25 protein-coding genes and 2 tRNA genes are annotated in these 25,324 nt (G+C 64.3%); 15 read left to right on the forward strand and 12 right to left on the reverse strand.

Features of this window, described 5'->3' with window-relative positions:
- Position 1: 1 nt before the first annotated feature.
- The 3 genes from NCS00_RS10250 to pncB all read right to left on the reverse strand — a co-directional run bounded on the left by NCS00_RS10250 (position 2) and on the right by pncB (position 3,417).
- Entirely contained in the window at positions 2-1,414 is a 1,413-nt protein-coding gene (locus tag NCS00_RS10250) for a sodium:proton antiporter (RefSeq protein ID WP_250440023.1), read from the reverse strand.
- Positions 1,415-1,418: 4 nt separating this feature from the next.
- On the reverse strand, positions 1,419-2,090 hold the full coding sequence (locus NCS00_RS10255) for a LutC/YkgG family protein (RefSeq protein WP_034472649.1): 672 nt from the start codon (positions 2,088-2,090) through the stop codon (positions 1,419-1,421).
- Between the two features lie 136 nt (positions 2,091-2,226).
- Positions 2,227-3,417: a nicotinate phosphoribosyltransferase gene (gene pncB / locus NCS00_RS10260; protein WP_008342288.1), complete on the reverse strand. Its 1,191-nt coding sequence runs from the start codon at positions 3,415-3,417 to the stop codon at positions 2,227-2,229.
- A 290-nt stretch (positions 3,418-3,707) separates the two neighbouring features.
- Here pncB and fdxA point away from each other — a divergent pair, with 290 nt between their 5' ends.
- The 3 genes from fdxA to NCS00_RS10275 all read left to right on the forward strand — a co-directional run bounded on the left by fdxA (position 3,708) and on the right by NCS00_RS10275 (position 4,380).
- A complete protein-coding gene (gene fdxA / locus NCS00_RS10265) occupies positions 3,708-4,031 on the forward strand; it encodes a ferredoxin FdxA (protein ID WP_008342289.1) in 324 nt (107 codons plus the stop codon).
- A gap of 119 nt (positions 4,032-4,150) precedes the next feature.
- Positions 4,151-4,226, forward strand: a tRNA-Asn gene (locus tag NCS00_RS10270).
- A 78-nt stretch (positions 4,227-4,304) separates the two neighbouring features.
- Positions 4,305-4,380, forward strand: a tRNA-Asn gene (locus tag NCS00_RS10275).
- A 66-nt stretch (positions 4,381-4,446) separates the two neighbouring features.
- On the opposite strand, the gene NCS00_RS10280 is transcribed toward NCS00_RS10275, so the two are convergent.
- From NCS00_RS10280 to NCS00_RS10290, 3 genes are read right to left on the reverse strand one after another with little or no spacing between them, the layout of a single operon-like run.
- Positions 4,447-5,028, reverse strand: coding sequence for a LutC/YkgG family protein (locus tag NCS00_RS10280; protein WP_250440024.1), 582 nt, complete (start codon positions 5,026-5,028; stop codon positions 4,447-4,449).
- Positions 5,025-6,416, reverse strand: a complete 1,392-nt coding sequence (locus NCS00_RS10285; protein WP_008342293.1) for a lactate utilization protein B — start codon at positions 6,414-6,416, stop codon at positions 5,025-5,027. The genes NCS00_RS10280 and NCS00_RS10285 overlap by 4 nt, the downstream gene beginning before the upstream one ends.
- A complete protein-coding gene (locus NCS00_RS10290; RefSeq protein ID WP_250440025.1) occupies positions 6,413-7,156 on the reverse strand; it encodes a (Fe-S)-binding protein in 744 nt (247 codons plus the stop codon). Before NCS00_RS10290 ends, NCS00_RS10285 begins: the two co-directional genes overlap by 4 nt.
- 110 nt (positions 7,157-7,266) lie before the next feature.
- On the opposite strand from NCS00_RS10290, the gene NCS00_RS10295 reads away from it, so the two are divergent.
- The 6 genes from NCS00_RS10295 to NCS00_RS10320 all read left to right on the forward strand — a co-directional run bounded on the left by NCS00_RS10295 (position 7,267) and on the right by NCS00_RS10320 (position 11,769).
- Positions 7,267-8,010 carry a FadR/GntR family transcriptional regulator gene (locus NCS00_RS10295; protein ID WP_034472660.1) on the forward strand — a complete coding sequence of 248 codons (744 nt, stop codon included), beginning with the start codon at positions 7,267-7,269 and terminating at the stop codon, positions 8,008-8,010.
- A gap of 299 nt (positions 8,011-8,309) precedes the next feature.
- On the forward strand, positions 8,310-8,786 hold the full coding sequence (locus NCS00_RS10300; RefSeq protein ID WP_250440026.1) for a CreA family protein: 477 nt from the start codon (positions 8,310-8,312) through the stop codon (positions 8,784-8,786).
- A gap of 74 nt (positions 8,787-8,860) precedes the next feature.
- The gene (locus tag NCS00_RS10305; RefSeq protein WP_008342298.1) at positions 8,861-9,682 is read left to right on the forward strand and encodes a helix-turn-helix transcriptional regulator; all 822 of its coding nucleotides are present in this window, start codon (positions 8,861-8,863) and stop codon (positions 9,680-9,682) included.
- Positions 9,683-9,819: 137 nt separating this feature from the next.
- Complete coding sequence (locus NCS00_RS10310; RefSeq protein ID WP_250440039.1) at positions 9,820-10,521, forward strand: AzlC family ABC transporter permease; 702 nt, start codon at positions 9,820-9,822, stop codon at positions 10,519-10,521.
- Entirely contained in the window at positions 10,518-10,841 is a 324-nt protein-coding gene (locus tag NCS00_RS10315; RefSeq protein ID WP_008342300.1) for an AzlD domain-containing protein, read from the forward strand. Before NCS00_RS10310 ends, NCS00_RS10315 begins: the two co-directional genes overlap by 4 nt.
- A gap of 163 nt (positions 10,842-11,004) precedes the next feature.
- On the forward strand, positions 11,005-11,769 hold the full coding sequence (locus NCS00_RS10320) for a DUF4088 family protein (RefSeq protein WP_008342301.1): 765 nt from the start codon (positions 11,005-11,007) through the stop codon (positions 11,767-11,769).
- Positions 11,770-11,777: 8 nt separating this feature from the next.
- Here NCS00_RS10320 and NCS00_RS10325 read toward each other — a convergent pair whose 3' ends face one another.
- From NCS00_RS10325 to NCS00_RS10335, 3 genes are all read right to left on the reverse strand, one after another.
- Positions 11,778-13,898 (reverse strand): ATP-dependent helicase, encoded by a 2,121-nt coding sequence (locus tag NCS00_RS10325; protein ID WP_250434973.1) that lies wholly within the window; start codon positions 13,896-13,898, stop codon positions 11,778-11,780.
- A 150-nt stretch (positions 13,899-14,048) separates the two neighbouring features.
- Positions 14,049-14,306 carry a hypothetical protein gene (locus NCS00_RS10330; protein WP_250440027.1) on the reverse strand — a complete coding sequence of 86 codons (258 nt, stop codon included), beginning with the start codon at positions 14,304-14,306 and terminating at the stop codon, positions 14,049-14,051.
- Positions 14,307-14,376: 70 nt separating this feature from the next.
- Positions 14,377-14,793, reverse strand: a complete 417-nt coding sequence (locus NCS00_RS10335) for a hypothetical protein (protein WP_250440028.1) — start codon at positions 14,791-14,793, stop codon at positions 14,377-14,379.
- Between the two features lie 298 nt (positions 14,794-15,091).
- Between NCS00_RS10335 and NCS00_RS10340 the strand changes: the two genes are divergently transcribed.
- The 4 genes from NCS00_RS10340 (at position 15,092) to fumC (ending at position 20,397) form a co-directional block, all read left to right on the forward strand.
- Complete coding sequence (locus NCS00_RS10340) at positions 15,092-15,313, forward strand: RNA-binding S4 domain-containing protein (RefSeq protein WP_008342305.1); 222 nt, start codon at positions 15,092-15,094, stop codon at positions 15,311-15,313.
- 221 nt (positions 15,314-15,534) lie between these two features.
- The gene (locus NCS00_RS10345; protein ID WP_034472804.1) at positions 15,535-16,983 is read left to right on the forward strand and encodes an MATE family efflux transporter; all 1,449 of its coding nucleotides are present in this window, start codon (positions 15,535-15,537) and stop codon (positions 16,981-16,983) included.
- Between the two features lie 406 nt (positions 16,984-17,389).
- Positions 17,390-18,964 carry a phospholipase D family protein gene (locus tag NCS00_RS10350; RefSeq protein ID WP_033537110.1) on the forward strand — a complete coding sequence of 525 codons (1,575 nt, stop codon included), beginning with the start codon at positions 17,390-17,392 and terminating at the stop codon, positions 18,962-18,964.
- Between the two features lie 26 nt (positions 18,965-18,990).
- Entirely contained in the window at positions 18,991-20,397 is a 1,407-nt protein-coding gene (gene fumC / locus NCS00_RS10355) for a class II fumarate hydratase (protein ID WP_175980381.1), read from the forward strand.
- A gap of 27 nt (positions 20,398-20,424) precedes the next feature.
- Here the strand turns inward: fumC and NCS00_RS10360 are convergent, their stop codons facing one another.
- Entirely contained in the window at positions 20,425-20,946 is a 522-nt protein-coding gene (locus NCS00_RS10360) for an acyl-CoA thioesterase (protein ID WP_033537097.1), read from the reverse strand.
- A 52-nt stretch (positions 20,947-20,998) separates the two neighbouring features.
- Positions 20,999-21,142, reverse strand: coding sequence for a hypothetical protein (locus NCS00_RS10365; protein WP_200889189.1), 144 nt, complete (start codon positions 21,140-21,142; stop codon positions 20,999-21,001).
- A 146-nt stretch (positions 21,143-21,288) separates the two neighbouring features.
- Here NCS00_RS10365 and NCS00_RS10370 point away from each other — a divergent pair, with 146 nt between their 5' ends.
- Together NCS00_RS10370 and NCS00_RS10375 are read left to right on the forward strand one after the other, a co-directional pair.
- Positions 21,289-22,038 (forward strand): ArsR/SmtB family transcription factor, encoded by a 750-nt coding sequence (locus NCS00_RS10370; RefSeq protein WP_008342310.1) that lies wholly within the window; start codon positions 21,289-21,291, stop codon positions 22,036-22,038.
- 134 nt (positions 22,039-22,172) lie between these two features.
- Positions 22,173-24,197 (forward strand): DUF6600 domain-containing protein, encoded by a 2,025-nt coding sequence (locus NCS00_RS10375; protein ID WP_250440029.1) that lies wholly within the window; start codon positions 22,173-22,175, stop codon positions 24,195-24,197.
- Positions 24,198-24,262: 65 nt separating this feature from the next.
- On the opposite strand, the gene NCS00_RS10380 is transcribed toward NCS00_RS10375, so the two are convergent.
- Positions 24,263-25,234: a thymidylate synthase gene (locus NCS00_RS10380; RefSeq protein WP_250440030.1), complete on the reverse strand. Its 972-nt coding sequence runs from the start codon at positions 25,232-25,234 to the stop codon at positions 24,263-24,265.
- Between the last annotated feature and the right edge of the window lie 90 nt (positions 25,235-25,324).

A 25,324-nucleotide genomic window follows, 5' to 3' on the forward strand; every position in this document is an offset into this window, starting at 1 on the left:
CCTAGAAAAATAGCCAGCCCAGAACGGCGAAAAGCGGCAAGAGAATCGCGCCCGACCACGCCATGAAACCGAAGAAACTCGGCATGCGTACGCCGCGCGATTCGGCGATCGCCTTCACCATGAAATTCGGCGCATTGCCGATATACGTGTTCGCGCCCATGAAGACCGCGCCCGCGGAGATGGCGGCGAGCGTCGTGGCGTCGCTGGTCATGAGCGTGCGTGCGTCGCCGCCCGCGAGATTGAAGAAGACGAGGTAGGTCGGTGCGTTGTCGAGAAACGACGACAGAAGACCGGTCGCCCAGAAATACGCGATGTCGACGGGCTTGCCCTGCGCATCCGACACCGCGTGCACGATGCCCGCGAACGCGCCCGATTCACCCGCGCGCAGGATCGTGATGACCGGCGCGATGGTGATGAAGATCGCCGCGAAAAGCTTCGCGACTTCCTCGATGGGCGCCCAGTCGAACGCGTTCCCCGCGCGCGCGCTTTTCGGCGTGAGCGCGAGCGATGCGAGCAGCACGGCGACGAGCAGCACGTCGCGCACGAGATTCTGCAACTGGACATGCGTGCCGAAGATGTCGAACGTGATGCCGGGTTTCCAGATGCCGCTCATCAGCACGAGCACGACGATCGCCGCGAGCAGCGCGAAATTGATCTTGCCGTCGATGCCGAGCGGCGGCGTATCCGGCGTCGGGTCGAGAAACGCGGGCCGCGCGTCGTGCCTGCGCCAGTAGAAACCGTCCAGCACGAAGAACACCGCGAGGAGCACGGCGCAGACGAAGAGCATCGGCAGCGCGAGATGCACGGTAGTCCAGAAGAAGCCGACGCCGTTGAGAAAGCCGAGAAAAAGCGGCGGATCGCCGAGCGGCGTGAGCGAGCCGCCTGCGTTCGCGACGAGAAAGATGAAGAACACGACGACATGCACGACGTGCTTGCGATTGTCGTTCGCGCGCAAAAGCGGCCGGATCAGCAGCATGGCCGCGCCCGTCGTGCCCATGACGCTCGCGAGCGCGGTGCCGAGCGCGAGCAGTCCGGTATTGAGATGAGCCGAGCCGTGCAGGTTGCCGCGTACGCAAATGCCGCCCGCAACCGTATACAGCGCTGCGAGCAGAATGATGAACGGCACGTACTCTTCGAGCATCGCGTGGACGAGCACGCTGCCCGCCGTGCCGACACCGAACGCAAGCCCGAAGGGCGCGAGGAACGCGATCGCCCACCCCGCCGCGATCTTGCCGAAATGGTGATGCCAAACCTTCGGCGCGACGAGCGGAAACACCGCGATGGAAAGCAGGATGCCGACGAACGGTATGCCCCATGTGGCCGGGAGCGTCGCGCCGTCGGGCGTCGCAGCAGCGGCCGGCGCCGCGATCAGCGCCAGCATCGCGCAAGGCACGTACAAAACCAGACGCCGCATTGACTCACGCTCCGCGCACGACGATCACATGCACGCGATACGGCCCATGCGCGCCGAGCACGATGGTCTGTTCGATATCGCCGGTGCGCGACGGACCCGACACGAAGTTCACCGCGCGCGGCAACTCGCCGCGCTCGGCGCGCATCAACGCGAATGCATCTTCATGCGCGGCGACGATGCGCGACGCCGGCACGATCGCGATATGCGTCTGCGGCAAGAGCGCGCCGGATGCGGGCGTCTGCGCGCCCGAGAGCAGCACGAGCGAACCGGTTTCAGCCGTCGCGCAGAAGCAGCCGGTGATGCCGACGAGATCTTCATCGGCAGGCTTGCGAAACGCCGCCCGAATGCCCGCTTCGGACCAGCGCAGATGAGCAAGCGCGGGCCACGCGACGACATCGACGGGAAGGTTCAGCGATTGGAGATAGCGCACGGCTTCGGCGGGCGCATCGTCGATCGATTCGACTTCGGCGACGGTCGTGGAAAGACGCTCCGCTTCGAGCGTAAAGCGCGCGATGAGCTCGTCACGCGTCTGAGGCAACGGAGGACGCGGACCCGCCGGATGTCGCTCGACATACTCGTCTGCGCCAGCGCGCTCGGCATCCGTAGCCGTGCCGCGACGGCCCTGCGCGCTGCGAATGCGCGCGAGAATATTGCGGCGCGCGTCCGATGTATCCATGGTGCCGTCCTCGTGTTGGCGTGCTTGAGATTCGTGCGCGCCGCGATGATTTACGACGCGTCCGAATTATAGCGAGCGGCATACACGCACGAACCTCGGCCGAACGGCATAGGCCGAATGGACGAATGCGCGTCGCTCAGTCGTCGCCGACCGGCTGCTCGATGCCGAAGACCTGACGCAGATAGGCGAGATACGCCTTGTCGTCGCACATGTTTTTGCCGGGCGAATCGGAGAGTTTCGCGACCGGCTGACCGTTGCATCGAACCATCTTGATGACGATTTGCAGCGGCTGATAGCCGAGATCGTTGGTGAGATTCGTGCCGACGCCGAACGCGAGCTGGCAACGTCCGCGAAAACGCTCGTACAGCTGCAGCACCTTCGGGATATCGAGCGCGTCGGAGAACACGAGCACTTTCGTGCGCGGGTCGCAGCGGTTTTCTTCGTAATGCCGGATGAGGCGCTCGCCCCAATCGAAGGGATCGCCCGAATCGTGGCGCGCGCCGTCGAACAGCTTGCAGAAGTACATGTCGAAGTCGCGCAGAAACGCCTTCATGCCGTAGACGTCCGACAGCGCGATGCCGAGGTCGCCGCGATATTCTTTCGCCCACATCTCGAAGCCGAAGATCTGCGAGTCGCGCAGACGCGGGCCGAGCGCCTGACACGCCTGCAAGTACTCATGCGCCATCGTGCCGAGCGGCCGCAAGCCGTGCTTCATCGCATAGAAGCAGTTGCTCGTGCCGGCGAACTGCGCGCCGAGCTTGTCCTTCAGCGTGAGCACGACTTCCTCGTGCCACTGCCCCGAAAAACGGCGGCGCGTGCCGTAATCGGCGATCTTGCAGTCCGAATATTCGGGTGGCGTGGCGAGCAGCTTGATCTTGTCGCGCAGGCGCTCGCGGCCGGTTTCGTACTCGGGCTTGCGCTGCGTGTTGCGGAAATAGACTTCGTTGACGATCGCGAGCACCGGAATCTCGAAGAGAATCGTGTGCAGCCACGGCCCTTCGATCTCGATGTCGATCTCGCCGTTCTTCTTGGGCGACGGCGAAATGCGGATCGACTTTTCATTCAGATGGAAGAGCGCGAGGAAATCGATGAAGTCGCTCTTGATGAAGCGCATGCGCCGCAGATAATCCAGTTCCTCTTCCTTGAAGCGCAGATTGCAAAGCTGGCGCACTTCGTCGCGAATTTCATCGATATACGGCACGAGATCGACATTCGGCGTGCGGCAGCGGAAGCGATATTCGACATGCGCCGCGGGGAAGTGATGCAGCACGACCTGCATCATCGTGAACTTGTAGAGGTCGGTATCAAGCAGCGAATTGATGATCATGGTTCTGACGGGAACATCCACGCGAATGGACCGCGCGCTTTGCCTGCTTGCCAGCGCGCAGCCCGAGGCCTTTAGGGTCATGTTACCCGAATGTCCGCGCGGACATGATCCGTGCCCTGCCCTTTTGCGACGCCGCGCATACATACATCACGAATCGATATAAAGAGCGCTTCGCGCGGCGCGCGCCCACTTTTACCGTTACGCTACAATATGCGTTTCGGCAAGCGCACCTTCCGGCCCATGCAGCCGCCAGGGCGCCGCCCCCACGAATTCCGCATGCAGGAGCCTGAATGACTCACGTTGTGACCGAAAGCTGCATCAAGTGCAAGTACACCGATTGCGTGGACGTGTGCCCGGTGGATTGCTTCCGCGAAGGTCCCAACTTTCTCGCGATCGATCCCGACGAGTGCATCGACTGCGCCGTGTGCGTCGCCGAGTGCCCGGTGAACGCTATCTACGCCGAAGAAGACGTGCCTGGCGACCAGCAGCACTTCACCGAACTGAACGCTGAACTCGCGCGTAACTGGCCGAGCATCACGAAGACGAAAGGCTCGCTTCCGGAAGCGGACGAGTTCAAGGACGTCAAGGAAAAGCTGAGTCTGCTCGAGCGTTGATTGTTGCGCTCGCCGACGCACGCGCTTCATTTGATTGCAAAAAATGCGTATCAAATGAAGATTGAGCGTTGACACGCCAAAAGCAGCCCCCTATAATTCCGCTTCTCTGCTGTAGATGTTCCCCGATAGCTCAGTCGGTAGAGCGCCGGACTGTTAATCCGTAGGTCCCTGGTTCGAGCCCAGGTCGGGGAGCCAAAAACTCCAGCAAGTCGGTTTCAAAAGAACTCGGTCAATTGGCTGAGTTTTTATTTCAGTTGTAGATGTTTTAGTTGTTCCCCGATAGCTCAGTCGGTAGAGCGCCGGACTGTTAATCCGTAGGTCCCTGGTTCGAGCCCAGGTCGGGGAGCCAAAAGCTTCTGTCAAAAAGCCCAGTCGCATGACTGGGCTTTTTGCTTTGTGCGCTGACTTCATCGCTTCACGCAAGCCACACGACGGTCAGCGAGCGCACGCCCTGCGCGCCGCGAATCAGCACGCCTTCGATATCCGCCGTCGCCGACGGCCCCGTCACGAGTACCGCATAGCGCGCCGATTTGAAATCGTCGCGTCGATACACCTGCTGCAAGCCCTCGACGAGTTGCGCCGCGTCGAGCAGCACGACGAGATGCTGCGACAGATAGCCGATCGCGTTCACGACGTACTCTTCTTCGCTGAACCACACCGAGCCCGTTTCAGCCACGCCGAAGCGCCCTCGCACGATGCCCACATCGACATCCTGAAGCGATGCCGGCACGGTATCGGATGAAAGCGGCCGCGTGCCGTCGACGCCCGGAACCGCCGATGCAATCACCTTCGCATCGGCAAAGCGTGCCGCGATCAGCGCGTTCACGTCTTCGAGACTGGCCGCTTCGACGCATGTGCCGCCCATCGCGGTGAGCGCGCTCGTAAAGCGCGCCTTCAGTTCGCCTTCCGGCGACGGGAACACGGGCACGTCCGGGCGCGGACGCGATGCGGGCTGCGCCGCGCGGATCTTCGAGAGAAAAGCTTCGCGAGTCGTCATTTATCGAGCTTCCGGTTTTTCCTGTACCACTCGTGAAAAGTCTCGGCGGGCGCTTCGGGCAGATCGCGGCCGCGTCCCCAGATATTGAGCGGGTTGTAGAGCACGAAGTTGGGCAGGCGCTTCAACGCGCCGCCGAGCGATGCGACCGTTGCACGATAGAGCGTCGGGCTCGCGAGCAGGCGCCCCGCCATCTTCAGCACTTCCTGCTTCACGAACGGCACTTCGTGCTTCTCGGCGATGACCTCGCGCCACTTGTAGATCTGCTCGTGAATGTTCACCTTCACGGGACACACGTTCGTGCAACTGCCGTTCATCGTCGACGCGAACGGCAGCGCGCTATAGCGCTTCAAGTCGTGCGTCGGATTGATGATCGCGCCGATCGGACCGGAGTACGTCCCGCCATACGAAAGCCCGCCGCTTCTGCGATACACCGGACACGTATTCATGCACGCGCCGCAGCGGATGCACTTGAGCGAGTACCAGAAATCGTCCATCGCGAGGCGTTCTGAGCGGCCGTTATCGACGAGGATGAAGTGCATCTCCGTGCCCGGACGCGGCGCGCGAAAATGCGACGTGTACTGCGTGATCGGCGAGCCGAGCGCGCTTCTCGACAACATTCGAACGAACACGCCGAGATCGCTGATCGTCGGAATGATCTTTTCGATGCCGATCGACGCGATATGCAGCGGCGGCACGTTCGCCGAAAGATCCGCGTTGCCCTCGTTCGTGCACACGACGACCGTGCCCGTCTCCGCGACCGCGAAGTTGCAGCCCGTCATGCCCGCCGTCTTCTCGCGCACGAAATACGGCCGCGTGTTCATGCGCTGGCTTTCCGCGAGATAGTGGATGTCGCTGTTCCGCGGATCGGTGCCGATCGTCTTGCCGAACAGTTCGGCCACGTCCGCGCGCAGCTTGTGCACGGCCGGCACGACCATATGGCTCGGATCCTGATGATCGAGTTGCTGGATGCGCTCGCCGAGATCGGTTTCCATCACCGTGATGCCGCGTGGTCCGAGATAGTCGCGCATGTAGCACTCGTCGGTGAGCATCGACTTGCTCTTCACGAGCGACGTCATGCCGCGCTCGCTCATCAGCTTGAAGACGAGCGCGTTGTGCTCCTCGGCGTTCGCCGCGAAATGCACGACGACGCCGTTTTTCTCGGCCTGATCGACGAACTGCGCGATGTAATCGGCGAGATTGGACAGCGTGTGTTCCTTGATCGCCGATGCGAGATTGCGCATCGTCTCCCATTCGGGGATGCCGTGCGCCTGCGCGTCGCGCTTGCTGCGCAAGTCCCACAGACGCTTGTCGTGGAACGCGACGTGATCCGGCTTCTGCAGGAACGCGCCCGCCGCCTTCGCGTGATCGATACGAACGCTTTTGCTCATGCGCGCGCTCCGTTCAGAACCTGCGCGATGTGGATGAACTTCGCATCGGCTTTCATGCGCTCGGCGCAGCCTTGCTGATGCATGAGACACGACATGTCGCCCGACACGATGTACTCCGCGCCCGCGCCGACGTGATCGCGCACCTTGTCCTGACCCATCCGCACGGAGACGGCCTCTTCCGTCACCGAGAACGTGCCGCCGAATCCGCAGCATTCGTCGGGACGCGCGGGCGCGACGAATTCGATACCCCTCACGCGTTCGAGCAGCGTGCGCGGCTTCGAATACGGCGTTCCGGCCACTTCCGAATTCGACGTTTCGCGCAGATGCCGCACCGCGCTGCAACTGTTGTGCAGCCCGACCTTGTGCGGAAATTCGGCCCACGGAAACTCGCGCACCTTCAGCACGTCGTGCAGGAATTCGACGAGCTCGAACGTGTTGCGCCGCACCTTCTGCACGGCGCTCGTCTGCTCGATCGCGGTGAAATGCTCGCGTACGTGATGCGTGCAACTCGCCGATGGCCCGACGACATAGTCGTACTCGGCGAAATTGCGCGCGAACACGCGCTCGGCGCCGGCAGCCTCCTTGTGTGCGCCGCTATTGGCCATCGGCTGGCCGCAACAGGTCTGATCCTGCGGATAGTCGACGTCCACGCCCAGCCGTTCGAGCAGTTCGAGCGTGGCGATGCCGACTTGCGGATAAAAAGCGTCGATGAAACAGGGGACGAACAAGGCGACTTTCATGACGGGTTCGGCGATTTGGTAAGCTTGGTCTGACCAAGACTTTAATGAGATGCCTCTTTCGTGTCAAACTCGGGCATTCCCCGGCTTTCACCTCGCATTCACGCCGAACGATGACTTTCCAGCCCGTCCATGCGCATTCCTACGCCCGCGTGCGTCTCTCCGATGTCGTGTCGGGACAGATCCGGGAATTGATTTCGAACGGCACGCTGCTGCCGGGCCAGCGCCTGCCCGCCGAGCGCGATCTGGCGGAGCAGTTGAACGTGTCGCGTCCGTCGCTGCGGGAGGCGTTGATCCGTCTGGAGTCGGACGGATTCATCCGCGCGGCCGGGCGCGGCGGTTTTGTCGTATCGGATGTGACCGCGCCGCTCGTGTCGCATCCGCTCGCCGCCCTGCTCGAGCAACAGCCGAACGCGAGCGCCGACGTTCTCGAACTTCGCCACGGCCTCGAAACGCTCTCGACCGCCTACGCCGCCGAGCGCGCCACCGACGACGATCTGGCGCGCATCGCCGCTGCCTTCGACGCGCTGCAAAACGCCGTCGCCGAAAAAAGCACGCGCATCGCGGAGAGAGACGCGGCGTTCCATCTCGCCATCGCGGACGCGACGCACAACGTCGCGCTCACGCACGTCATGCACGGACTCAATGAACTGGTGCGCGAATCGATGCTCACGTCGCACCGTCTCGTCGATTACGACGACGAAGTCGAAGCGAACCTGATGACGCAGCATCGCGCGATCTTCGATGCGATCGTAGCGCGCGATCCGGCGCGGGCGCGGGAGTGCGCGGGCGCGCATCTCGATTACGTGCGCACGCTGTATCGCGATGTTCCCGCGAAGAAAAACCGCGCGGCCTGATCCAATCACATTACGAATCTGTAAGCCGCAAGAAAGTGATGATAGGACGTCGCCTACACGCATTTCGGACACGCACGGCTAACGCGGGCGGCGCATCCTCGCGATACTGAAACCGTCGAAAACAACATGCGAAGGAGGACAACATGCCTTATCTACTCGGATGGCTGCTCGGCGTGCCGGTCATCGTGCTGGTGATTCTGTATCTGATCTTTCATTGACCGCATGCGGGCACGAGATGCATCGAAGAGCCAAGGGCGTCGATACAATACGACGCCCTTTCTCTTTTCCGAAGGATGACGATGAACCGCTCCGTCCTCGCGCTCGCCGCATCGCTCGCACTTTTCTCCGGCGCCGGACTCGCGCACGCGGAGGAAATCGCGAGCGTCAACACCAACTTCCGCTTCACCGGATCGGACCGCGTGACCGTCGATGCGTACGACGATCCGCTCGTCCAGGGCGTCACCTGCTATGTGTCCCGCGCGCGCACGGGCGGCGTGAAAGGCACGCTGGGCATCGCCGAAGATCCGACCGAAGCGTCGATCGCGTGCCGCCAGGTCGGGCCGATCAAGATCGCCGAACCGCTCAAGCAGAAAACCGACGTGTTCTCGGCCGGCATGTCCTTCATCTTCAAGACGCTGCATGTGGTGCGCGTCGTCGATACGAAACGCAATACGCTCGTCTATCTGACTTACAGCGACCGCATCGCGACCGGCAGCCCGAAAAACAGCGTGACGGCGGTTCCGATACCCGAGGGCACGACCATACCGGTGAAGTGACACGCAACTGTCCGGCCGGGCGCGAAGCAAAGTTGTAAACTGGGCGATTCCGCTTATCTCAGAATTGCTCGATCATGCACGCCGACCGTTTCCGCAATGCCGCACGCTACTGGCGCTCGCCGCTCGTGCCGGACGCGGACATGGTCACGGCCGAATACTACGATCACGAATTCTCGCCGCACTGGCATGACGCCTATACGGTGCCCGTGATCGAGGCCGGCGCGGAGTGCTTCGACTATCGCGGCGCGCATCACGTCGCCGAAGCCGGTTCGGTGCCGGTGATCAATCCCGGCGAAGTGCATACCGGCGCGCGGGCCGTCGATGCGGGCTGGCGCTATCGCGTGTTCTATCTGCCGGTGCCGTTCGTCGAAACGCTCGCGCGCGACCTGTCGGGGCGGCCGGAATCGTCGCCGTGGTTTCCGGATGAAATCATCCGCGATCCCGATCTCGCGCGGCGTTTGCAGATCGCGCATCGCCTGCTGGAAAACGGCGCCGACCCGCTCGCCGCGGAACTGGCGCTCGTCGATGCAGTGACGACGCTGCTCGGACGCCACGCGCTCGAACGTCCGCGCATCGCGCCGCTCGCCGCCGACGCGCACCGCGTCACGACGATGAAATCCCGCCTCGCCGACGATCTCCTCGAACCCGTCACGCTCGCCGAACTCGCGCAGACGGTCGGTCTCTCGACCTTCCACGCGGCGCGCCTCTTCACGCGCGAAACCGGTCTTGCGCCGCATGCGTGGCGCAATCAGCTGCGGATCGTGCGCGCGCTGCCGGCGTTGCGCGCGGGCGCATCCGTGACGGATGTCGCGGCGGCGAGCGGTTTCACGGATCAGAGTCACTTCACGCGCCATTTCAAGCGCACGTTCGGCGTGCCGCCCGGCCGCTGGCGTTAGGCGGTCCGGCCTCGGGAAAGCGCAAGAACGTACAAGCATTCTCATCGACGTTTTGCGTATCCTCGCTTCCATAGGAGGAAATCTTGAAAGCAACACCTTTGCGCGAATTCGCCGCCGGCGCACGCGACACCATCCCGATGATGATCGGCGCCGCGCCCTTCGGCGTGATCTTCGGCACGCTCGTCACCGCAAGTCCGCTCACGCTCTGGCACGGCCAGTTGATGTCGCTCGTCGTGTTCGCGGGCTCGGCGCAGTTCATCGCGGTCGGCCTGATCGCGTCGCACGCGAGCTTCGCCGTCATTCTGGCGACGACGCTCGTCGTCAATCTGCGTCATGTGCTCTATTCCGCGACGCTCGCGCCGTATGTCGCGCATCTGCCGCGCCGCTGGCGCTGGGCGCTCGCGGGCATGCTCACCGACGAAGTTTTCGCCGTCGCCTACGCGCACTATCGGAAGCGCGCGCCGGGCGAGATCGGGCCGCACTACTTCTTCGGCTCCGGCGTCGCGATGTATCTGAACTGGCAGTTGTGGACGCTCCTCGGCCTCCTGTTCGGCGCCGCGTTTCCCGGACTGAAATCGCTCGGGCTCGACTTCGCGATGGTCGCGACGTTCATCGCGATCGTCGTGCCGCAGCTCGTCGCCGTGCGTTTCGTCGCGGCGGCGCTCGCATCGGGCGTGCTGTCGTTCGCGTGGCAAGGCTGGCCGTACAAGCTCGGCCTGCTCGCGGCGGTGTTCGTCGGCGTGGCCGTCGGCATGGTGCTCACGCTGATGGAAAACCGTCCGCAAGCGAAGGGCCACGCGAAACATCGTCTGAAGAACGCGAAGGAGCGCACGCAATGAACTACGTCACGCTGATCTTCGGCATGGCGGCCGTTACGTTTGCGATCCGCGCCGCCGTGTTCGTGCTGGGCGAACGCCTGCCCTTTCCGCCGATCGTCCGCACCGCGCTTTCGTTCGTGCCGGTGACGGTGCTCACCGCGATCATCGTGCCGATGACCGTCTCGCCGCACGGTAACGGCGCGGAAATCACCTGGCGCAATCCGCAGCTCGTGGCTGCGATCGTCGCGATCATCGTTTGCGCGTTCACGAAACGGCCGCTTTTGACGATTGCCGTGTCGCTCGCGGTGTTTTTCGCGTGGCAGTTCGCCGTGCTGCGCTAAACGTTTTCTCTCCATCAGCCGTTAAACGGCTTTCAAAGAGCATCGAAGAATCCTCAAGTTCCCGAAGCGCGCGCCGATAACAGAAACGAATGGACTCCGCCTGAGACGCGGCGCCGACAGCTTTTCCCGCCTTCGGAGACCGAAGGCGGAACCGGGAACCAACATGCGTCAAATCACCTTATCGTTACGCGACGAGACCATCGCTTCGCTGCAGCGCGATTTCGAAGCGTTCACGCGTCTGTCGCTGAAGCTGGATCCGCAATTCGTCACGCCTTCGTTCGAGGACTTCCTGCGCGCGAAGCTCCTGGACAACAACACGCCGCTCACCGAGCAGGCGGTGCAGCGCATGCTCACGCACGGCCAGTACGCGTGGGCGAAGCGCGCGCTCGACAAGGAGTTTCCGGATGTCGTCGAGATCCTGATCCGGCAGGCGGCCGAGCACGGCTTCGCGTTCGCGATCCGCGCGGACTGGACCGCCGAGGATCTCGTCAAGGCATCGCGCGCGTGGGCGACGGCGATCGTCACCGAAGCGGACGGCGACGTATCGCAAGTCGACATGCTCGCCTCGCAGATCAAATCGGCGGCGGCGGATATTCGCGAAGTCGAGGAAAAGATGCAGACGCCCGCATGGCGTCTCGCCGATTCGCTACGTCAGCGCGTGTATGAAACCAAGATTTCGGTGGAGACGAGCATCGGTTCGACCGCGCGCGAGAAGCTCGGCGAACTGCGCTGCCTGCTGCGGCTCGGCATCTTCTATGGCTCGATCCAGAAGCAGGAAGCGCAGCAAGTGCTGGAATATCTGCGCTCGCTGCGGCCCGAGCTTTTCGTCGAAGAGCCTTACGACGGCTACACACGCTTCGCAGCATGGCTGCGCAGCATCTTCTCGCCGTCGCCGCGCGCGCCGCGTGCATCGCGCGCGCAGCGCTGAGATTCAGGTCAGTCCCACATTCCCTTTAGGCGCGCCGCGATATCGATCTTCGCTTTCGCGGCCGCAGCCAGCCCCGCCGCCGTCGGCGCAGCGGGCGCGATGACGGGCGGCCACGCGGCCGCTTCGAAGTTCTGCATCAGATGCGGCGGAATGAAACGCGTGCGCTGCGCCCATACGTGACGGTCGCCGAGATGCGTCTGGTTGTACACGTAGAAGCGCTGCGGCGTGATGATGTGCAGGTCTTCCTTCGCGCGCGTCATCGCGACGTATAACAGCCGCCGTTCCTCGTCGAGTTCTTCGTCGCTGCCCGTGCCGAGATCGGACGGAATGCAGCCGTCGACGCCGTTCAGCACGAACACGTTGCGCCATTCCTGGCCCTTCGCCGAATGGATCGTCGAGAGAATCAGATAGTCTTCGTCGAGCAGCGGCACGCCGGATTCGTCGCTGGTCGCGTCGGGCGGATCGAGCGTCAGTTCGGTGAGAAAGCGCTCGCGCGTGGGATACGTCGCCGCGATGCTTTCCATCTGCAACACGTCGCCGATGCGGATCGCCGCGTCCTCGTGATTGCGTTCCAGATGCGGCTCGTACCAACGCCGGATCATTTCGAACTCGGCGGGCCAGCCGGAGTCGCGGCCGCAGAGCTTCGCCATCAGGCCGACGAAACGCGGCCAGTCCTCCGACGCGCGCGCGGGCGCCTGAAACGCGGCGATCGCATTCGACGCCACCGCGTCCGGCGCGCTCACGCTGTCGAGCAGGCGCCCGGCGATCGCCGGTCCGACGCCCGGCAACAACTGCGCGACGCGAAAGCCCGCGACGCGATCGCGCGGATTCTCGGCCCAGCGCAACACCGCGAGCACGTCCTTGACATGAACGGAATCGAGAAACTTCAGTCCGCCGAACTTCACGAACGGAATGTTCCGGCGCGTCAATTCGATTTCGAGCGCCGCGCTGTGATGCGCGGCACGAAACAGCACCGCCTGCGCCTTGAGCTTCATGCCGCCTTCGCGCGCTTCGAGCACTTTTTCGACGACATAGCGCGCCTGATCGGCTTCATCGGCGACGGCAACGACGCGCGGCTTTTGCGCCGATGCCTTGTCGGTCCACAGATTCTTCGTGTAGCGCTCGGTCGCGAGGCCGATCACCGCGTTCGACGCTTCGAGAATCGGCAAGGTCGAACGATAGTTGCGGTCGAGCGTGACGGTCGCGGCGGGCGGATCGAAGTGGCCGGGAAAATCGAGGATGTTGCGCACCGTCGCGCCGCGAAACGAGTAGATGGATTGGGCATCGTCGCCGACGACGGTAAGGCCGCGCCCGTCCGGTTTCATCGCGAGAAGAATGGATGCCTGCAGACGGTTCGTGTCCTGATATTCGTCGACGAGAACGTGATCGAAGCGGCTCGCGAGATCGGCGGCAATCGACGGCTCCGCCGCGAGATGCGACCAGTAGAGCAGCAGATCGTCGTAATCGAGCACGCTTTGCGCCTGTTTCGCGCTGACGTACGCGGCGAAGAGGCGCTTCAGGTCCGCTTCCCACTCGCGGCACCACGGATACGACTGATCGAGCACGGTCGCCAGGGACGCGCCGGTGTTGACGACGCGCGAGTAGATCGCGAAGCACGTCGATTTGGCGGGAAAGCGCTTTTCCTTCGACGACAAACCGAGCTCGTGCCGCACGAGGTTCATGAGATCCGCGGAATCCTCGCGATCGTTGATGGTGAACGACGGCGCGAGCCCGACGAGATCGGCGTAATCGCGCAACAGCCGCGCGCCGACGCTATGGAACGTGCCCGACCACGACAAACCCTGCGCGATTGCGCTTCTCGTGCCGAGCGCGTTCATTGCGATGCGCGACACCCGCCGCGTCATTTCGAGCGCCGCGCGGCGCGAAAACGTGAGCAGCAGGATGCGATGCGGATCCGCGCCTTTCACCAGCAGATGCGCGACGCGATGCGCGAGCGTGTTGGTCTTGCCCGATCCCGCGCCCGCGATGACGAGCAGCGGCCCGCCCGCGCGCCCCGGTTCGTCGACGCCGAATTCGACGGCCTGACGCTGCGCCTCGTTGAGCTTCGCGAGATAGTCGGCGACCTGTTTCGTGGTGGATTCGTCGGCGGTGTCGGGGAGCGTGAGCACGGGAGAAAAGGCGGCGGGAAATGAGTGACGCACACTGTATATCCATACAACCCGCACGCGCAAGCCTTTGGCTCGACAAGGGTTTTGGCCCCAAATGCAACGAGCCCGGCTCGCACGGAACCGGGCTCGCATCGCTGCAAAAGATTTGCGTCAGTCGGCCTTCTTCGCGTTCTTGAGCTTCGCTTCGGCGGCGGCTTCATTGGCGTCCGATTGCGCCTCGGTCTTTTTCTTGTCGGCCTTGGCTTGCGCGACGGCCGCCTTCTTGTCGGCCTTGCTCTGTTCCTTCGCGGCCTTTTGATCGGCGGCAGTCGGCGTATCCGACGCCGTTTGTGCGAACGATGCCACGCTCGCGCTCGCGAACGTCCCCGCGATCAGCGCGGCCAGCAGTGCATGAGTTTTTCGATTCATGGTCTTCTCCCTTGTTCGATGCCGCGAGCCGCGCCAAACGCGAGCTCGCGGCGATTCCCGGTTCGCCCGCTTAATGCTGCAAGCCGGTGTCCTTCGGTGCGTTCGGCTCGGTCGCGTTCAATTCGGCCTTGGCGGCGTCCTTGTCCGCCTTGCGATTGATCTTCGCGTTCTTCACCTCTTCCTTGTACTGCGCCTTGGCCTGCTCGGTCTGCGCCTTCAATTCGGCCTTCGACGCCTTCTTCGACGCGCTGTATTCGGCGTTCGCCTTCGCATTGGCATTGCGGCGCTCGACGAGCGGATCGGTCGGCGCGGGCGCGACGAGGTTCTGCGGCGGCGGCGTCATCGGCTGTTGGGCTTGCATCGGCTGCACTTGCGCTTGCGTTTGAGTCTGCACCGGTGCGGACTGGGTCGCGGTTTGCGCATAGGCGCCCGAAGCGGCGAACGTGGCGATGGCGGAGCTGATCAAAAGGATTCGTGCGCGAGTCATGAGCTAGTCCTCTCTTTAGTTGGCGTCGGCGGCGCTCTTACGACGGTGAAACGAGCGATCCGCGCGACTTTTGTCGATTGGAAAGATGACCGAAGCTGCATCGATCAAATGGTCGGACCGGCGGTCAATCGGGCAAGTTCGCGAAAATCCAGTCACTGTTACCGACGGTTTCATCTGGCTACATTTGCCAACGAGCGCGCTTGAGTGGGGATTACCGGTCCTCGCGATCCCTGAGCACGGCGCATGCCCGGCGTGGTTTATCATTGAGCCCTTCCCGCATTCCCGCCTTGCCCGCCTCATGCCGCCACTCCAATTCACCCTGACGGGCGACTTCATCGAACTCCACAATCTGCTCAAGCTGATGGGCCTCGCGGACAGCGGCGGCTCGGCGAAGGCACGCGTCGCCATGGGCGATGTCACCGTCGACGGCCAGGTGGAACTGCGCAAGACCTGCAAGATCCGCGCGGGTCAGCGAGTGAAGCTCGACGGCCAGACGATTTACGTGCGCGCGCCCGATTAAGCGCGCGGCGATTTGCGCGCACACGCCGCGCAATTGCGAAAATCCGGGCATAAGCAAACGCGTCATCGACATGCCGCACGCGACGCAATAAGCTGACGGTCTGTTCTTTCGTTCTGGTTTCAGCGTCGGTTCCCGTCAGCGCGTTTGCGCTTCGATCCTTGCCCCCTCGCGTTCCAGTCCGGCCGCACTCATTGCGGCCTTTTCGTTTCGATCCGATCAACATGCAACCGCCAGTCACGCGCGCCGCGCGCGCGCATCAAGGACCGCCGAGCCTCTCGCGTCACGCCGTCGACACGGCGCGTCTCGCCGCGCCGCTTGCCATCGCGCAGCTCTCGCAGATGGCGATGGGCGTCACCGACACCATCCTGCTCGGCTCGCTCGGCCCCGATGCCCTCGCCGCGGGCGGCCTCGGCGCGAATCTCTTTTTCGTCGTCGTGACGCTCCTGCAGGGCGTGCTGACGTCCGTTTCCGTGTCGGTGGCGCATGCGCGCGGCGCGAACGCCGATCATCGCGTGCCAGGCATCTACTGGACCGGGTTCGTGCTCTCCTTGCTGCTCGCCGTGCCCGCGTTCGTGCTGCTGAGCTACGCCGAACCGATCCTGCTCGCGTTCCATGAACCCGCGACGCTCGCGAAGAACGTCGGCGAATACTGCGCGGTGCTGCGCTGGGGGACGCCCGGCAGTCTGATCGGCGTCGGGATGATGCGCGCGTTTCTGCCCGCCATCGGCGCGGCGCGCAGGCTCTTGTGGATCTCCATCGGCGGCGTGTTCGTCAACGGCTTTCTCAACTACGGCCTGATCCACGGCGCGTACGGCCTGCCGCGCGAAGGCTTCCTCGGCTCGGCGGCGGCGACGACGATCACCGTATGGGGCATCGCGATCGCGCTCGTCGCGGTGCTGCATCTGCGGCCGCGCTACCGGCATTTCGTCGCGCGCGCGCGCCCGCGCCTGCCGCTGATGGGCGAACTGTTCAGCATCGGCTGGCCCGTCGCGATCACCTACGGGGTCGAATCGACGCTCTTTCTCGCCACCGGCATGATGGTCGGCCTGCTCGGCGAAGCGCCGCTCGCCGCGCATCAGATCGCACTCAACGTCGCGTCGGTCGCGTTCATGGTGCCGCTGGCGATCGGCCAGGCGGCGAACGTGCGCGTCGGCTACTGGGTCGGCGCGGGCGTGCCTGTCGCCGCGCGTCACGCGGGCTTCGTCGCGCTCGCGCTCGGCGTCGGCTTCATGATGTGCTCCGGGCTCGTGCTGATCGCCGTGCCGCGCGCGATCGTCGGGCTGTATCTGCATCTCGACGATCCCGCCAACGCGCATACCGTCGCGCTCGCGGCGTCGCTGCTCGGCGTCGCGGCGGTGTTCCAGATCGTCGACGGCATGCAGACGGTCGGCTCCGGCTGCCTGCGCGGCCTGAAGGACACGCGCATTCCGATGCTCGCCGCCGCGTTCGGCTACTGGGGCGTCGGCTTTCCGACCGGCTATGTGCTCGCGTTCCACTTCGAACTCGGCGCGAAGGGCCTGTGGTGGGGCCTCGCGGCCGGGCTCGCGAGCGTCGCCGTGCTGATGACGCTGCGCTTCCATCGCATCAGCCGGCGCTTCATCGAAACCGGCATCACGCCACGGCCGGACGACGCCGGCGCCGCGAGCGCCGCGCCGCACGGTCACGTCTGATAAGCACACGATCCGCGCGCCGATTTGCATAGCACGAATGCTTGGTTGGGCCGCGCGGCGCGCATTGCTACGATGAACCCGTCTCCTCCTTGAGACATCTGTGACAGGGGTTGTAGGCCCGCTCTAGCCAGCGGGCTTTTTTTCGTCCGTACGCCACCGCCCAGTGCAACGTTCGGCGCTTTCCCGATTTCCCATAGAATAATTTCGAGATCCGGCGCGAGTACGCTCCTTGCTACTTTCGTGCTGAAGACCGAAAACGCGAAAACGTCGCCGAGCGCTTCACGAGCGGCGACCAGAACGGGGAATCGAAGTGTCGGAAAACCGGGGATTGCGGGAAATCGCGCGCCGCGACGCGCGCGCACGAACATTCGGCGCCGCCGTGCGCAACATCGCCGTCATCGTGACGATGACGACGCTCGTCGCCGCTTGCGAGACGCGCCCGCCCGCGACGGCGTTCGACCGGCCGGAGAGCCACGCGCTGGCATCGACGGAAACGACGCCCCTCGCGACCGCCCTCGCGCCGCTCGAGAAACGGCATCCGGACGAGTCGGCGGTGCGCCTGCTGCCGACCGGCACCGACGCGCTGCAGGCGCGCATCGCACTCGCGCGCGCGGCGACGAAGACGCTCGACATGCAGTACTACATCGCCAACGAGGACAACACCGGCAAGCTGCTGCTCGGCGCGGCGCTGTATGCGGCGGATCGCGGCGTGCGCGTGCGCATGCTCGTCGACGATCTGAACTTCAAGGACATCGACCAGATCATGGCGGCGCTCAATTCGCACGACAAGATCGAGATTCGCGTGTTCAACCCGTACGGCAGCGCGCAACGCAGCTTCTCCGAGCGCACGCAGAATTTCTTCACGAATCTCAGTCACTTCACGCGCCGCATGCACAACAAGGCGATGATCGCGGACAACCAGATCGCGATCGTCGGCGGCCGCAATCTCGGCGACGAGTACTTCAGCGCGAGCCCGACCTTGCAGTTTCGCGATCTCGACGTCTTCGCCGCCGGTCCGGTCACGCAAGAAATATCCGCGAGCTTCGACGATTACTGGAACAGTTCGCTCGCGTACCCGCTGCGCGCGCTCAACAAGCAGAAGTTCGACGCCCGCGAACTCGACAAGACCCGCGACGACTTGCGCAAGCACTGGCGCGAGCAGGCCGATCCGCTGAACGCGAAGCCGCTCAATGCGACGCCGCTCGCGCAGCAGATCGCGCGCGAGGAAATGGGCCTCGTGTGGGCGCCGACGGAGTTCCGGGTCGATTCGCCATCGAAGATCGAGCATCCGAGCGACGACTACAAAAGCCCGCCGATGGAGCGCCTCGTCGCTCTGCTGAAGGACGCGCAGAGCGAATTCCTGATCCTGTCGCCCTACTTCGTGCCGCACGACGCGGGCGTGAAGGCGCTCGCCGGTCTGACGAAGCGCCGCGTGCGCGTCGCGGTGCTGACGAATTCGCTCGCCGCGACCGATGCCGTCGCCGTGCAGGCGGGCTACGCGCCGTATCGCATTCCGATGCTGCAAAGCGGCGTCGAACTGTACGAGTTCAAGCCGATTCAGGTCGAAGGCGAAAGCAGTCCGCGCGCGGGTCTCTTCGGCTCGCAGTCGCGCGCGAGCCTGCACGCGAAGGCCTATGTGATCGATCGGAGTATCCTCGTGATCGGCTCGATGAATCTCGATCCGCGTTCGGCGAAGCTCAATACCGAGCTCGCGCTCGTGATCCACAGCAAGCCGATCGCCGAGGAAGCCGCGAAACTCTTCGAGAACGGCATTTCGCCGAAGGTGAGCTGGCAGGTGCAACTGGCGAGCGCGGCGGTGACGGAGGAGCTTCGGCGCACGGGCGCGCCGCAGTCGGGCCTCGTCTGGATCACCGAGGAAAACGGCAGTCTCGTCACCTACAATTTCGATCCCGAGGCAGGTCTTTATCGCAATGCGATGACGGGCCTCTTCATGATGCTGCCCGTCGACAAGCAGCTTTGATCCAACTTCGTAAGGAAACTCACGCCATGTCACACGATGCGAAGGGCGACGTACGGATGGAGAAGGACACGTTCGGCGAGATCGCCGTGCCGAACGACAAGCTCTGGGGCGCGCAGACGCAGCGCTCGCTGCAAAACTTCAAGATTTCGACGGAAAAGCAGTCGCCCGAGCTGATCACCGCGCTCGCGATCATCAAGCACGCCGCCGCGGAAGTGAACGAAGGCCTGAAGGTGCTCGACTCGAAGAAGGCGAAGGCGATCGTTCAGGCGGCCGAGGAAATCATCGACGGCAAGCATCCCGACGAATTTCCGCTCGCCGTCTGGCAAACCGGCTCGGGCACGCAGACCAACATGAATCTGAACGAGGTGATCGCCAATCGCGCCAGCGAAATCATGGGCGGTCCGCGCGGCGAGGAGCGCCTCGTGCATCCGAACGACGATGTGAATCGCGGCCAGTCGTCGAACGACGTGTTTCCGACCGCGATGCACGTCGCCGCGGCCGTGGCGATCAAGAAGCATCTGCTGCCGTCGCTGAAAACGTTGCGCGATACGCTCGACAAGAAGGCGAAGGCGTTCGACAAGATCGTGAAGATCGGCCGTACGCACTTGCAGGACGCGACGCCGCTCACGCTCGGGCAGGAGTTTTCGGGATACGTCGCGCAGCTCGATCAGAGCATGAAGCACGTCGAGGCGACTTTGCCGCATCTGTATCAGCTCGCGCAGGGCGGCACGGCGGTCGGCACGGGGCTGAACGCGCATCCGGAATTCGCGGTGAAGGTCGCGCAGGCGATCGGCAAGCTCACCGGCCTGCCGTTCGAGACTGCGCCGAACAAGTTCGAGGTGATGGCCGCCGCCGATGCGCTCGTCGCCGCGCACGGCGCGCTGAAGACGGTCGCGGCGAGCCTGATGAAGATCGCCAACGACATCCGCTGGCTGGCGAGCGGACCGCGTTGCGGGTTGGGCGAGCTGTCGATCCCGGAGAACGAGCCGGGCAGCTCGATCATGCCGGGCAAGGTGAACCCGACGCAATCCGAAGCCGTCACGATGCTCTGCTGCCAGGTCTTCGGCAACGATGTCGCGGTGAACTTCGGCGGCGCGAGCGGCAACTTCGAGCTGAACGTGTTCCGGCCGATGATCGCGCACAACGTGCTGCAATCGGTCCGCCTGCTCGCGGACGGCGCGCAGAGCTTCAACGATAACTGCGCGGTGGGCATCGAGCCGAACGAGAAGCGCATCGACAGTCTGCTGAACGAATCGCTGATGCTCGTGACGGCGCTGAATCCGCATATCGGCTATGACAAGGCCGCGCAGATCGCGAAAAAGGCGCACAAGGAAGGCACGACGCTGAAGGCCGCCGCGCTCGCGCTCGGTCACGTGACCGAGCAGCAGTTCGATGAATGGGTCAAGCCGGAGGAAATGGTGGGAAAAAGGTAAGCGCGTTCTTGCCCGAAGAGCGGCGGGTTACACCTTCCCCGCTGCCACCTCTTCCGGCTTCAGCTCGACGATTGCATCGAGCGCGTCCTTCACGTCCATCGCGTATTTCGCGAGGCGCTTTTCCTCTTCCGTTTCCGGCACGAACGCAGGCACGGGCGTCGGCTGGCCTTTTTCATCGACGGCGACGAAAACCATCAGGCAATCGGTCGTCTGCTGAAGCTCGCCGACTTTCGGATCGCCCGCATGCACGGAAATGTGGATGTGCATGCTGGTGCGCCCCGTCGTCACGACGCGCGCGCGCAATTCGACCAGATTGCCGACGAGAATCGGCCGCCGAAAACGGATGTTGCCGACGCTCACCGTGACCGCATAGCGCCCGGACCACATCGCGGCGCAGGCGTAGGCGGTTTCGTCGATCCATTTCATCAGCGCGCCGCCGTGCACCTTGCCGCCGAAATTCACCGAAGTCGGCTCGGCGAGAAAGCGGAAAGTGGTTTCCGCACGGCTTTTCGGGACGGCTGGAATGGGGGATGAGGTCGGCGTATTCATGGGAAGCCCGTCTGATGCGGAAAATGAATGCCGATTATAGGGTCGGCAATATTCAATCGTGGACGGTGATGCCCTGATCGATCGTGCCGTACATCGTGATGCTGCCGCCGCTGCCCGCCGCCGACGACGGCGCGCCCGCGCAGCCCGCGCAGAGCACGAGAACGCCTATAGCGCTCGCGAGAATGAATCTGGCCATGGAACTCTCCCCTGCTGCCTCGAAATGCCAGCGGTCATTCTAGCGCCGCGCCTCGCGCATCGACATTTCGGCGCACGGTGAAACATCGGTTGCGCGATCGCGCTAGAGTGGACGCATCGACTACTTCGCCCGATACGGAAATCGCCATGAACCCCGCTTTCGACGACGCCGATTCCCGCGCGCGCCATTTTCCCGGCCTGTCGCGCATCGGCGCGCTGATCGCGGATCCGGGCCGCGCCGCCATGCTCTGGTCGCTGATGGACGGCACCGCGCGCCCCGCCGGCGAACTGACGATGATCGCGGGGCTGTCGCCATCGGCGGCAAGCGGGCATCTCGCGCGGCTGACCGAAGGCGGACTGCTCGCGCTCGAAGTGAGCGGACGGCATCGGTACTACCGGATCGCGACGGCGGATATCGCCGCGGCCATCGAAGCGCTCGCCAATCTCGCGCGGGCGAGCGCGCCGCAGCGCGCGCCGGAACGGCCGCCTTCCGCCGTGCCTGTCGAAATGCGTTTCGCGCGCACCTGCTACGACCATCTGGCGGGCGAACTCGCCGTGCAGCTCTTCGAGCGGATGATCGCGCGCAACTGGCTCGCCGCCGCCGATCGTCACGACGCCGCCCACGGCCCCGCCGCGCTCGACGCCACGCCCGAAGGCGCGCAGGCGTTCGCCGAACTCGGCATCGATCTGAAGGCGCAGCGCGCGCGGCGGCGACGGTTCGCGTGCACCTGCATCGACTGGAGCGAGCGCCGGCCGCATCTGGGCGGCGCGCTCGGCGCGGCGTTTCTCGACGCGTGCGAGTCGCACGGCTGGATCGAGCGCACGGCGAAACGCCGCGTTCTGCGCGTGACGCCCGCGGGGCATCGGCATTTCGAAGGCTTCCTGTCCGCGCGATAAAGCTTTGTTACGCGCGCCTGCGAGCCGTTACAAACGGCATCGTACGGATACAGGCGCCGGCGATACATTGATCCGACAGGTCTCGCGAACTCAGTGCGCCGAACGGAACGCACGCGCGGCCGCCGGAGAACGTAATGAAGATCAGGATCGCCGCTTTGTGCGTGCTTTTGTCGGCATCGGGGCTTAACGCGTTTGCGCAAACCGGACAAGGCGATCCGCCCGGACGCATCGCGCGGCTCAACTACATGGCGGGCACGGTGACGACCGATCCAGCGGGCGCATCCGACTGGTCCTACGCGCAGATCAATCGTCCGCTGACGACGGGCGATCAACTCTGGAACGACGAGAACGCGCGCTCCGAACTGCATATCGGTTCGACGGCGGTGCGGCTCGGGTCATCGACGGCGCTGTCCGTCCTCGCGCTCGACGACAACACCGCGCAACTCAAGATCGCCCAGGGCACGCTGTCGACGCGCGTGCGCGAACTCCCGCCCGGCACGACCTACGAGATCGACACGCCGAACACCGCGCTCGCGATCACGACGCCCGGCGAGATGCGAGTCGACGTCGCGCCCGATGGCCGCGCGACGACTGTGACGGTGCGAAGCGGCGGTGTCACCGCATACGGCGACGGTGGCTCCGTGCAACTCGCGGGCGGGCAGCAGATGACGTTCGAGGGCACGAATCTGCAGCAGGCATCGGCGAATGCGGCGCCCGCGCCCGACGCGTTCGATCAATGGGCCGCCGGGCGCGACGCATCCGAAGATCGCTCGATTTCGGCGCGATATGTATCGCGCGACGTGCCCGGTTATCAGGATCTCGACGCCAACGGAACGTGGCGCAACGATCCGTCGTACGGGCCGGTCTGGACGCCGACCGCCGTGTCCGCCGACTGGGCGCCGTATCGTCAGGGACATTGGGCCTGGCAGGATCCGTGGGGATGGACATGGATCGACGACGCGCCGTGGGGCTTCGCGCCGTATCACTATGGCCGCTGGGCGTATATCGGATCGCGATGGGCGTGGGTGCCCGGCCCGATGGACGTCAGCGCGCCGCCCGCGTATTCGCCTGCGCTCGTCGGTTTCGTCGGCGATGGCGATGGCGATGGCGATGGCGATGGCGATGGCGATGGCGGCCCCGACTGGAACGTCGCGCTGACGGTCGGCGGCATCGCGGCGGCGGGCGTCGCGTGGTTTCCGCTCGGCCCGGGCGAAGCGTGGCGTCCGCATCGGGATGGCTGGAGTCCGCGTTATTTGGAACGCGTGAACCGCAATGTCTATGTGCGCAATACGTACGTCAACTATCACGCGCCGCGCGGGCTGACGGCCGTGCCGACGAACCTGTTCGTGCTTGGCCAGCCGGTCGGACGTCAGCCGTACGCGGTCGATCCGTCGCGCTGGCGCCATCCGCGCTTCTTCGCGGGCGCGCCGGGCATTGCGCCGACGCGCGACAGCTTCGCGCCCGGTGGGCGACGCGCGAGTTATCAGCCGCCGCAGGCCGGATTCGGACGACCGGTGGTCGCGACACGCGCGCCCGTCGCGCCGCCGGCTTTTCATGACCGGTACGTGCAGCAGAATCGCGATCCGCGCGGCGGGTACGGCGCGCGCAACGAACAGGTGCATCTCGTCGCGACGCATGGACCGGCGCGGTCGGTCATCGCGGGCGGCGCGTTGCCGGCGCCGGTTCCCGCTCAGCCTGCGCAGCCGCATGGCTACGGCGTTGCGCATCCGCCGCAGGCTGCGCAATTCGGCGCGAACGATCCGCGCTTCGCGCATGGGGATTCATCGCGCGGACATGCCGTTTCGCGCGAGCCGCGCGCGCCGCAGCAGGCGCATCAACCGATGTGGCAGCGTCAACGCGCAAACGATGCGCCGCACGTCGATCAACGCATGCCGATGCATTCGATGCAGCCGCAGCCCAATCACGCGTCGCCGGAGGCGTATCGCCAGGCGCGGGTCGAACAGCCGCGCCATGAGATGCCGCCGCCTCATCCGCAGCCGGAAGCGCAGCGGCTGCAGCCTCACCAGGAGCCAACGCGTCAGCCGATGCATCAGGAAGTTCGTCAGGCTCCGCCGCCGCAGATGCAGAATCGGGAGCCTCATCAACCGCAACAACCGCAACAGCAACGTGGCGGCGGCAACGAGCACCATCGCGGTTAAGACCTCAAAAACAAAACGCGCGGCCTCGACCGCGCGTTTTCTTGTGCAAACCGACGAAACCCGGCTTATACGGCCATCGGCGCCGTGAGCGCGTCGTGATGCTTGTAGCCTTCGAGCGCGAAATCCTTCGGCTCGATCTTCTCCAGCCATTCCGGTTCATAGCGCTTCGTCACCGCGTAATCCGGCACGCGATCGGAGATGATCAGTTGCGGCGAAGGCAGCGGCTCGCGCTTCAGTTGCTCGTGCAGCATGTCGAGCTGGTTTTCGTAGATGTGCGCGTCGCCGATGAAGTACGTGAACCAGCGCGGCTTGTAGCCCGTCAGCCGTCCGACGAGATGCAGGAGCGCCGCGCCTTCGGTCAGATTGAACGGCGTGCCGAGGCCGACGTCGTTGCTGCGGATGTACAGACACAGCGAAATCTCGCGCGTCACCGCGTTCGGGATGAACTGATACAGCAGATGGCACGCGGGCAGCGCGATCTCGTCGAGCTTCGCCGGATTCCACGCGTGAAACAGAATGCGCCGGTCGGTCGGGCGCTCGATGATCGTGTCGAGACATTGACGCAACTGATCGATCGCCTTGTACAGCAGCACCTGCTCGCGCCCGTTTTCGACGAAACTCGTCACGAGCTGATAGCCGCGATTCGTGGCGTCGGCGATCTGGTCGCCCGCGCAGGCGTCGACGAGCTTGTACGCGGGCCACTTGCGCCACTGCACGCCGTAGACGTCGCCGAGATCGTCCGGACCCTGGCGATACGGATTCTCGAGCCAGTCCGGATTCTCGTTGGCGTTGGCGTCCCACACCTTGCAGCCGAGCGCGCGAAAGTCCGCCGCGCTCTTCGACGCGCGCAGAAAGCCCACGAGTTCGCCGATCGCCGACTTGAACGCGAGCTTTTTCGTGGTCACGGCCGGGAAGCCTTGCTGCAGGTCGAAACGCAGCATCGCGCCGGGCATGCTGATCGTGCGGATGCCCGTGCGGTTTTCCTGCCAAGTGCCGGTATCGAGAATCGTCTGGACGAGCTCGAGATACTGTTTCATTCGATGTTCCCTGGGTACGCTGCGCGCCCTCGCGAGCGGAAGGCGTAAACGATCGATTTTACCAAGCGATGGATGCGGGCGCTTAGTGCA

The organism is Caballeronia sp. AZ1_KS37 (assembly GCF_023631165.1).
Classification (GTDB): domain Bacteria; phylum Pseudomonadota; class Gammaproteobacteria; order Burkholderiales; family Burkholderiaceae; genus Caballeronia; species Caballeronia zhejiangensis.

Coding starts and splice junctions, on each gene's coding strand:
- NCS00_RS10250 (WP_250440023.1), bottom strand. CDS start 1,414: ATGCGGCGTCTGGTTTTGTACGTGCCTTGCGCGATGCTGGCGCTGATC.
- NCS00_RS10255 (WP_034472649.1), bottom strand. CDS start 2,090: ATGGATACATCGGACGCGCGCCGCAATATTCTCGCGCGCATTCGCAGC.
- pncB (WP_008342288.1), bottom strand. CDS start 3,417: ATGATCATCAATTCGCTGCTTGATACCGACCTCTACAAGTTCACGATG.
- fdxA (WP_008342289.1), top strand. CDS start 3,708: ATGACTCACGTTGTGACCGAAAGCTGCATCAAGTGCAAGTACACCGAT.
- NCS00_RS10280 (WP_250440024.1), bottom strand. CDS start 5,028: ATGACGACTCGCGAAGCTTTTCTCTCGAAGATCCGCGCGGCGCAGCCC.
- NCS00_RS10285 (WP_008342293.1), bottom strand. CDS start 6,416: ATGAGCAAAAGCGTTCGTATCGATCACGCGAAGGCGGCGGGCGCGTTC.
- NCS00_RS10290 (WP_250440025.1), bottom strand. CDS start 7,156: ATGAAAGTCGCCTTGTTCGTCCCCTGTTTCATCGACGCTTTTTATCCG.
- NCS00_RS10295 (WP_034472660.1), top strand. CDS start 7,267: ATGACTTTCCAGCCCGTCCATGCGCATTCCTACGCCCGCGTGCGTCTC.
- NCS00_RS10300 (WP_250440026.1), top strand. CDS start 8,310: ATGAACCGCTCCGTCCTCGCGCTCGCCGCATCGCTCGCACTTTTCTCC.
- NCS00_RS10305 (WP_008342298.1), top strand. CDS start 8,861: ATGCACGCCGACCGTTTCCGCAATGCCGCACGCTACTGGCGCTCGCCG.
- NCS00_RS10310 (WP_250440039.1), top strand. CDS start 9,820: ATGATGATCGGCGCCGCGCCCTTCGGCGTGATCTTCGGCACGCTCGTC.
- NCS00_RS10315 (WP_008342300.1), top strand. CDS start 10,518: ATGAACTACGTCACGCTGATCTTCGGCATGGCGGCCGTTACGTTTGCG.
- NCS00_RS10320 (WP_008342301.1), top strand. CDS start 11,005: ATGCGTCAAATCACCTTATCGTTACGCGACGAGACCATCGCTTCGCTG.
- NCS00_RS10330 (WP_250440027.1), bottom strand. CDS start 14,306: ATGAATCGAAAAACTCATGCACTGCTGGCCGCGCTGATCGCGGGGACG.
- NCS00_RS10335 (WP_250440028.1), bottom strand. CDS start 14,793: ATGACTCGCGCACGAATCCTTTTGATCAGCTCCGCCATCGCCACGTTC.
- NCS00_RS10340 (WP_008342305.1), top strand. CDS start 15,092: ATGCCGCCACTCCAATTCACCCTGACGGGCGACTTCATCGAACTCCAC.
- NCS00_RS10345 (WP_034472804.1), top strand. CDS start 15,535: ATGCAACCGCCAGTCACGCGCGCCGCGCGCGCGCATCAAGGACCGCCG.
- NCS00_RS10350 (WP_033537110.1), top strand. CDS start 17,390: ATGACGACGCTCGTCGCCGCTTGCGAGACGCGCCCGCCCGCGACGGCG.
- fumC (WP_175980381.1), top strand. CDS start 18,991: ATGTCACACGATGCGAAGGGCGACGTACGGATGGAGAAGGACACGTTC.
- NCS00_RS10360 (WP_033537097.1), bottom strand. CDS start 20,946: ATGAATACGCCGACCTCATCCCCCATTCCAGCCGTCCCGAAAAGCCGT.
- NCS00_RS10365 (WP_200889189.1), bottom strand. CDS start 21,142: ATGGCCAGATTCATTCTCGCGAGCGCTATAGGCGTTCTCGTGCTCTGC.
- NCS00_RS10370 (WP_008342310.1), top strand. CDS start 21,289: ATGAACCCCGCTTTCGACGACGCCGATTCCCGCGCGCGCCATTTTCCC.
- NCS00_RS10375 (WP_250440029.1), top strand. CDS start 22,173: ATGAAGATCAGGATCGCCGCTTTGTGCGTGCTTTTGTCGGCATCGGGG.
- NCS00_RS10380 (WP_250440030.1), bottom strand. CDS start 25,234: ATGAAACAGTATCTCGAGCTCGTCCAGACGATTCTCGATACCGGCACT.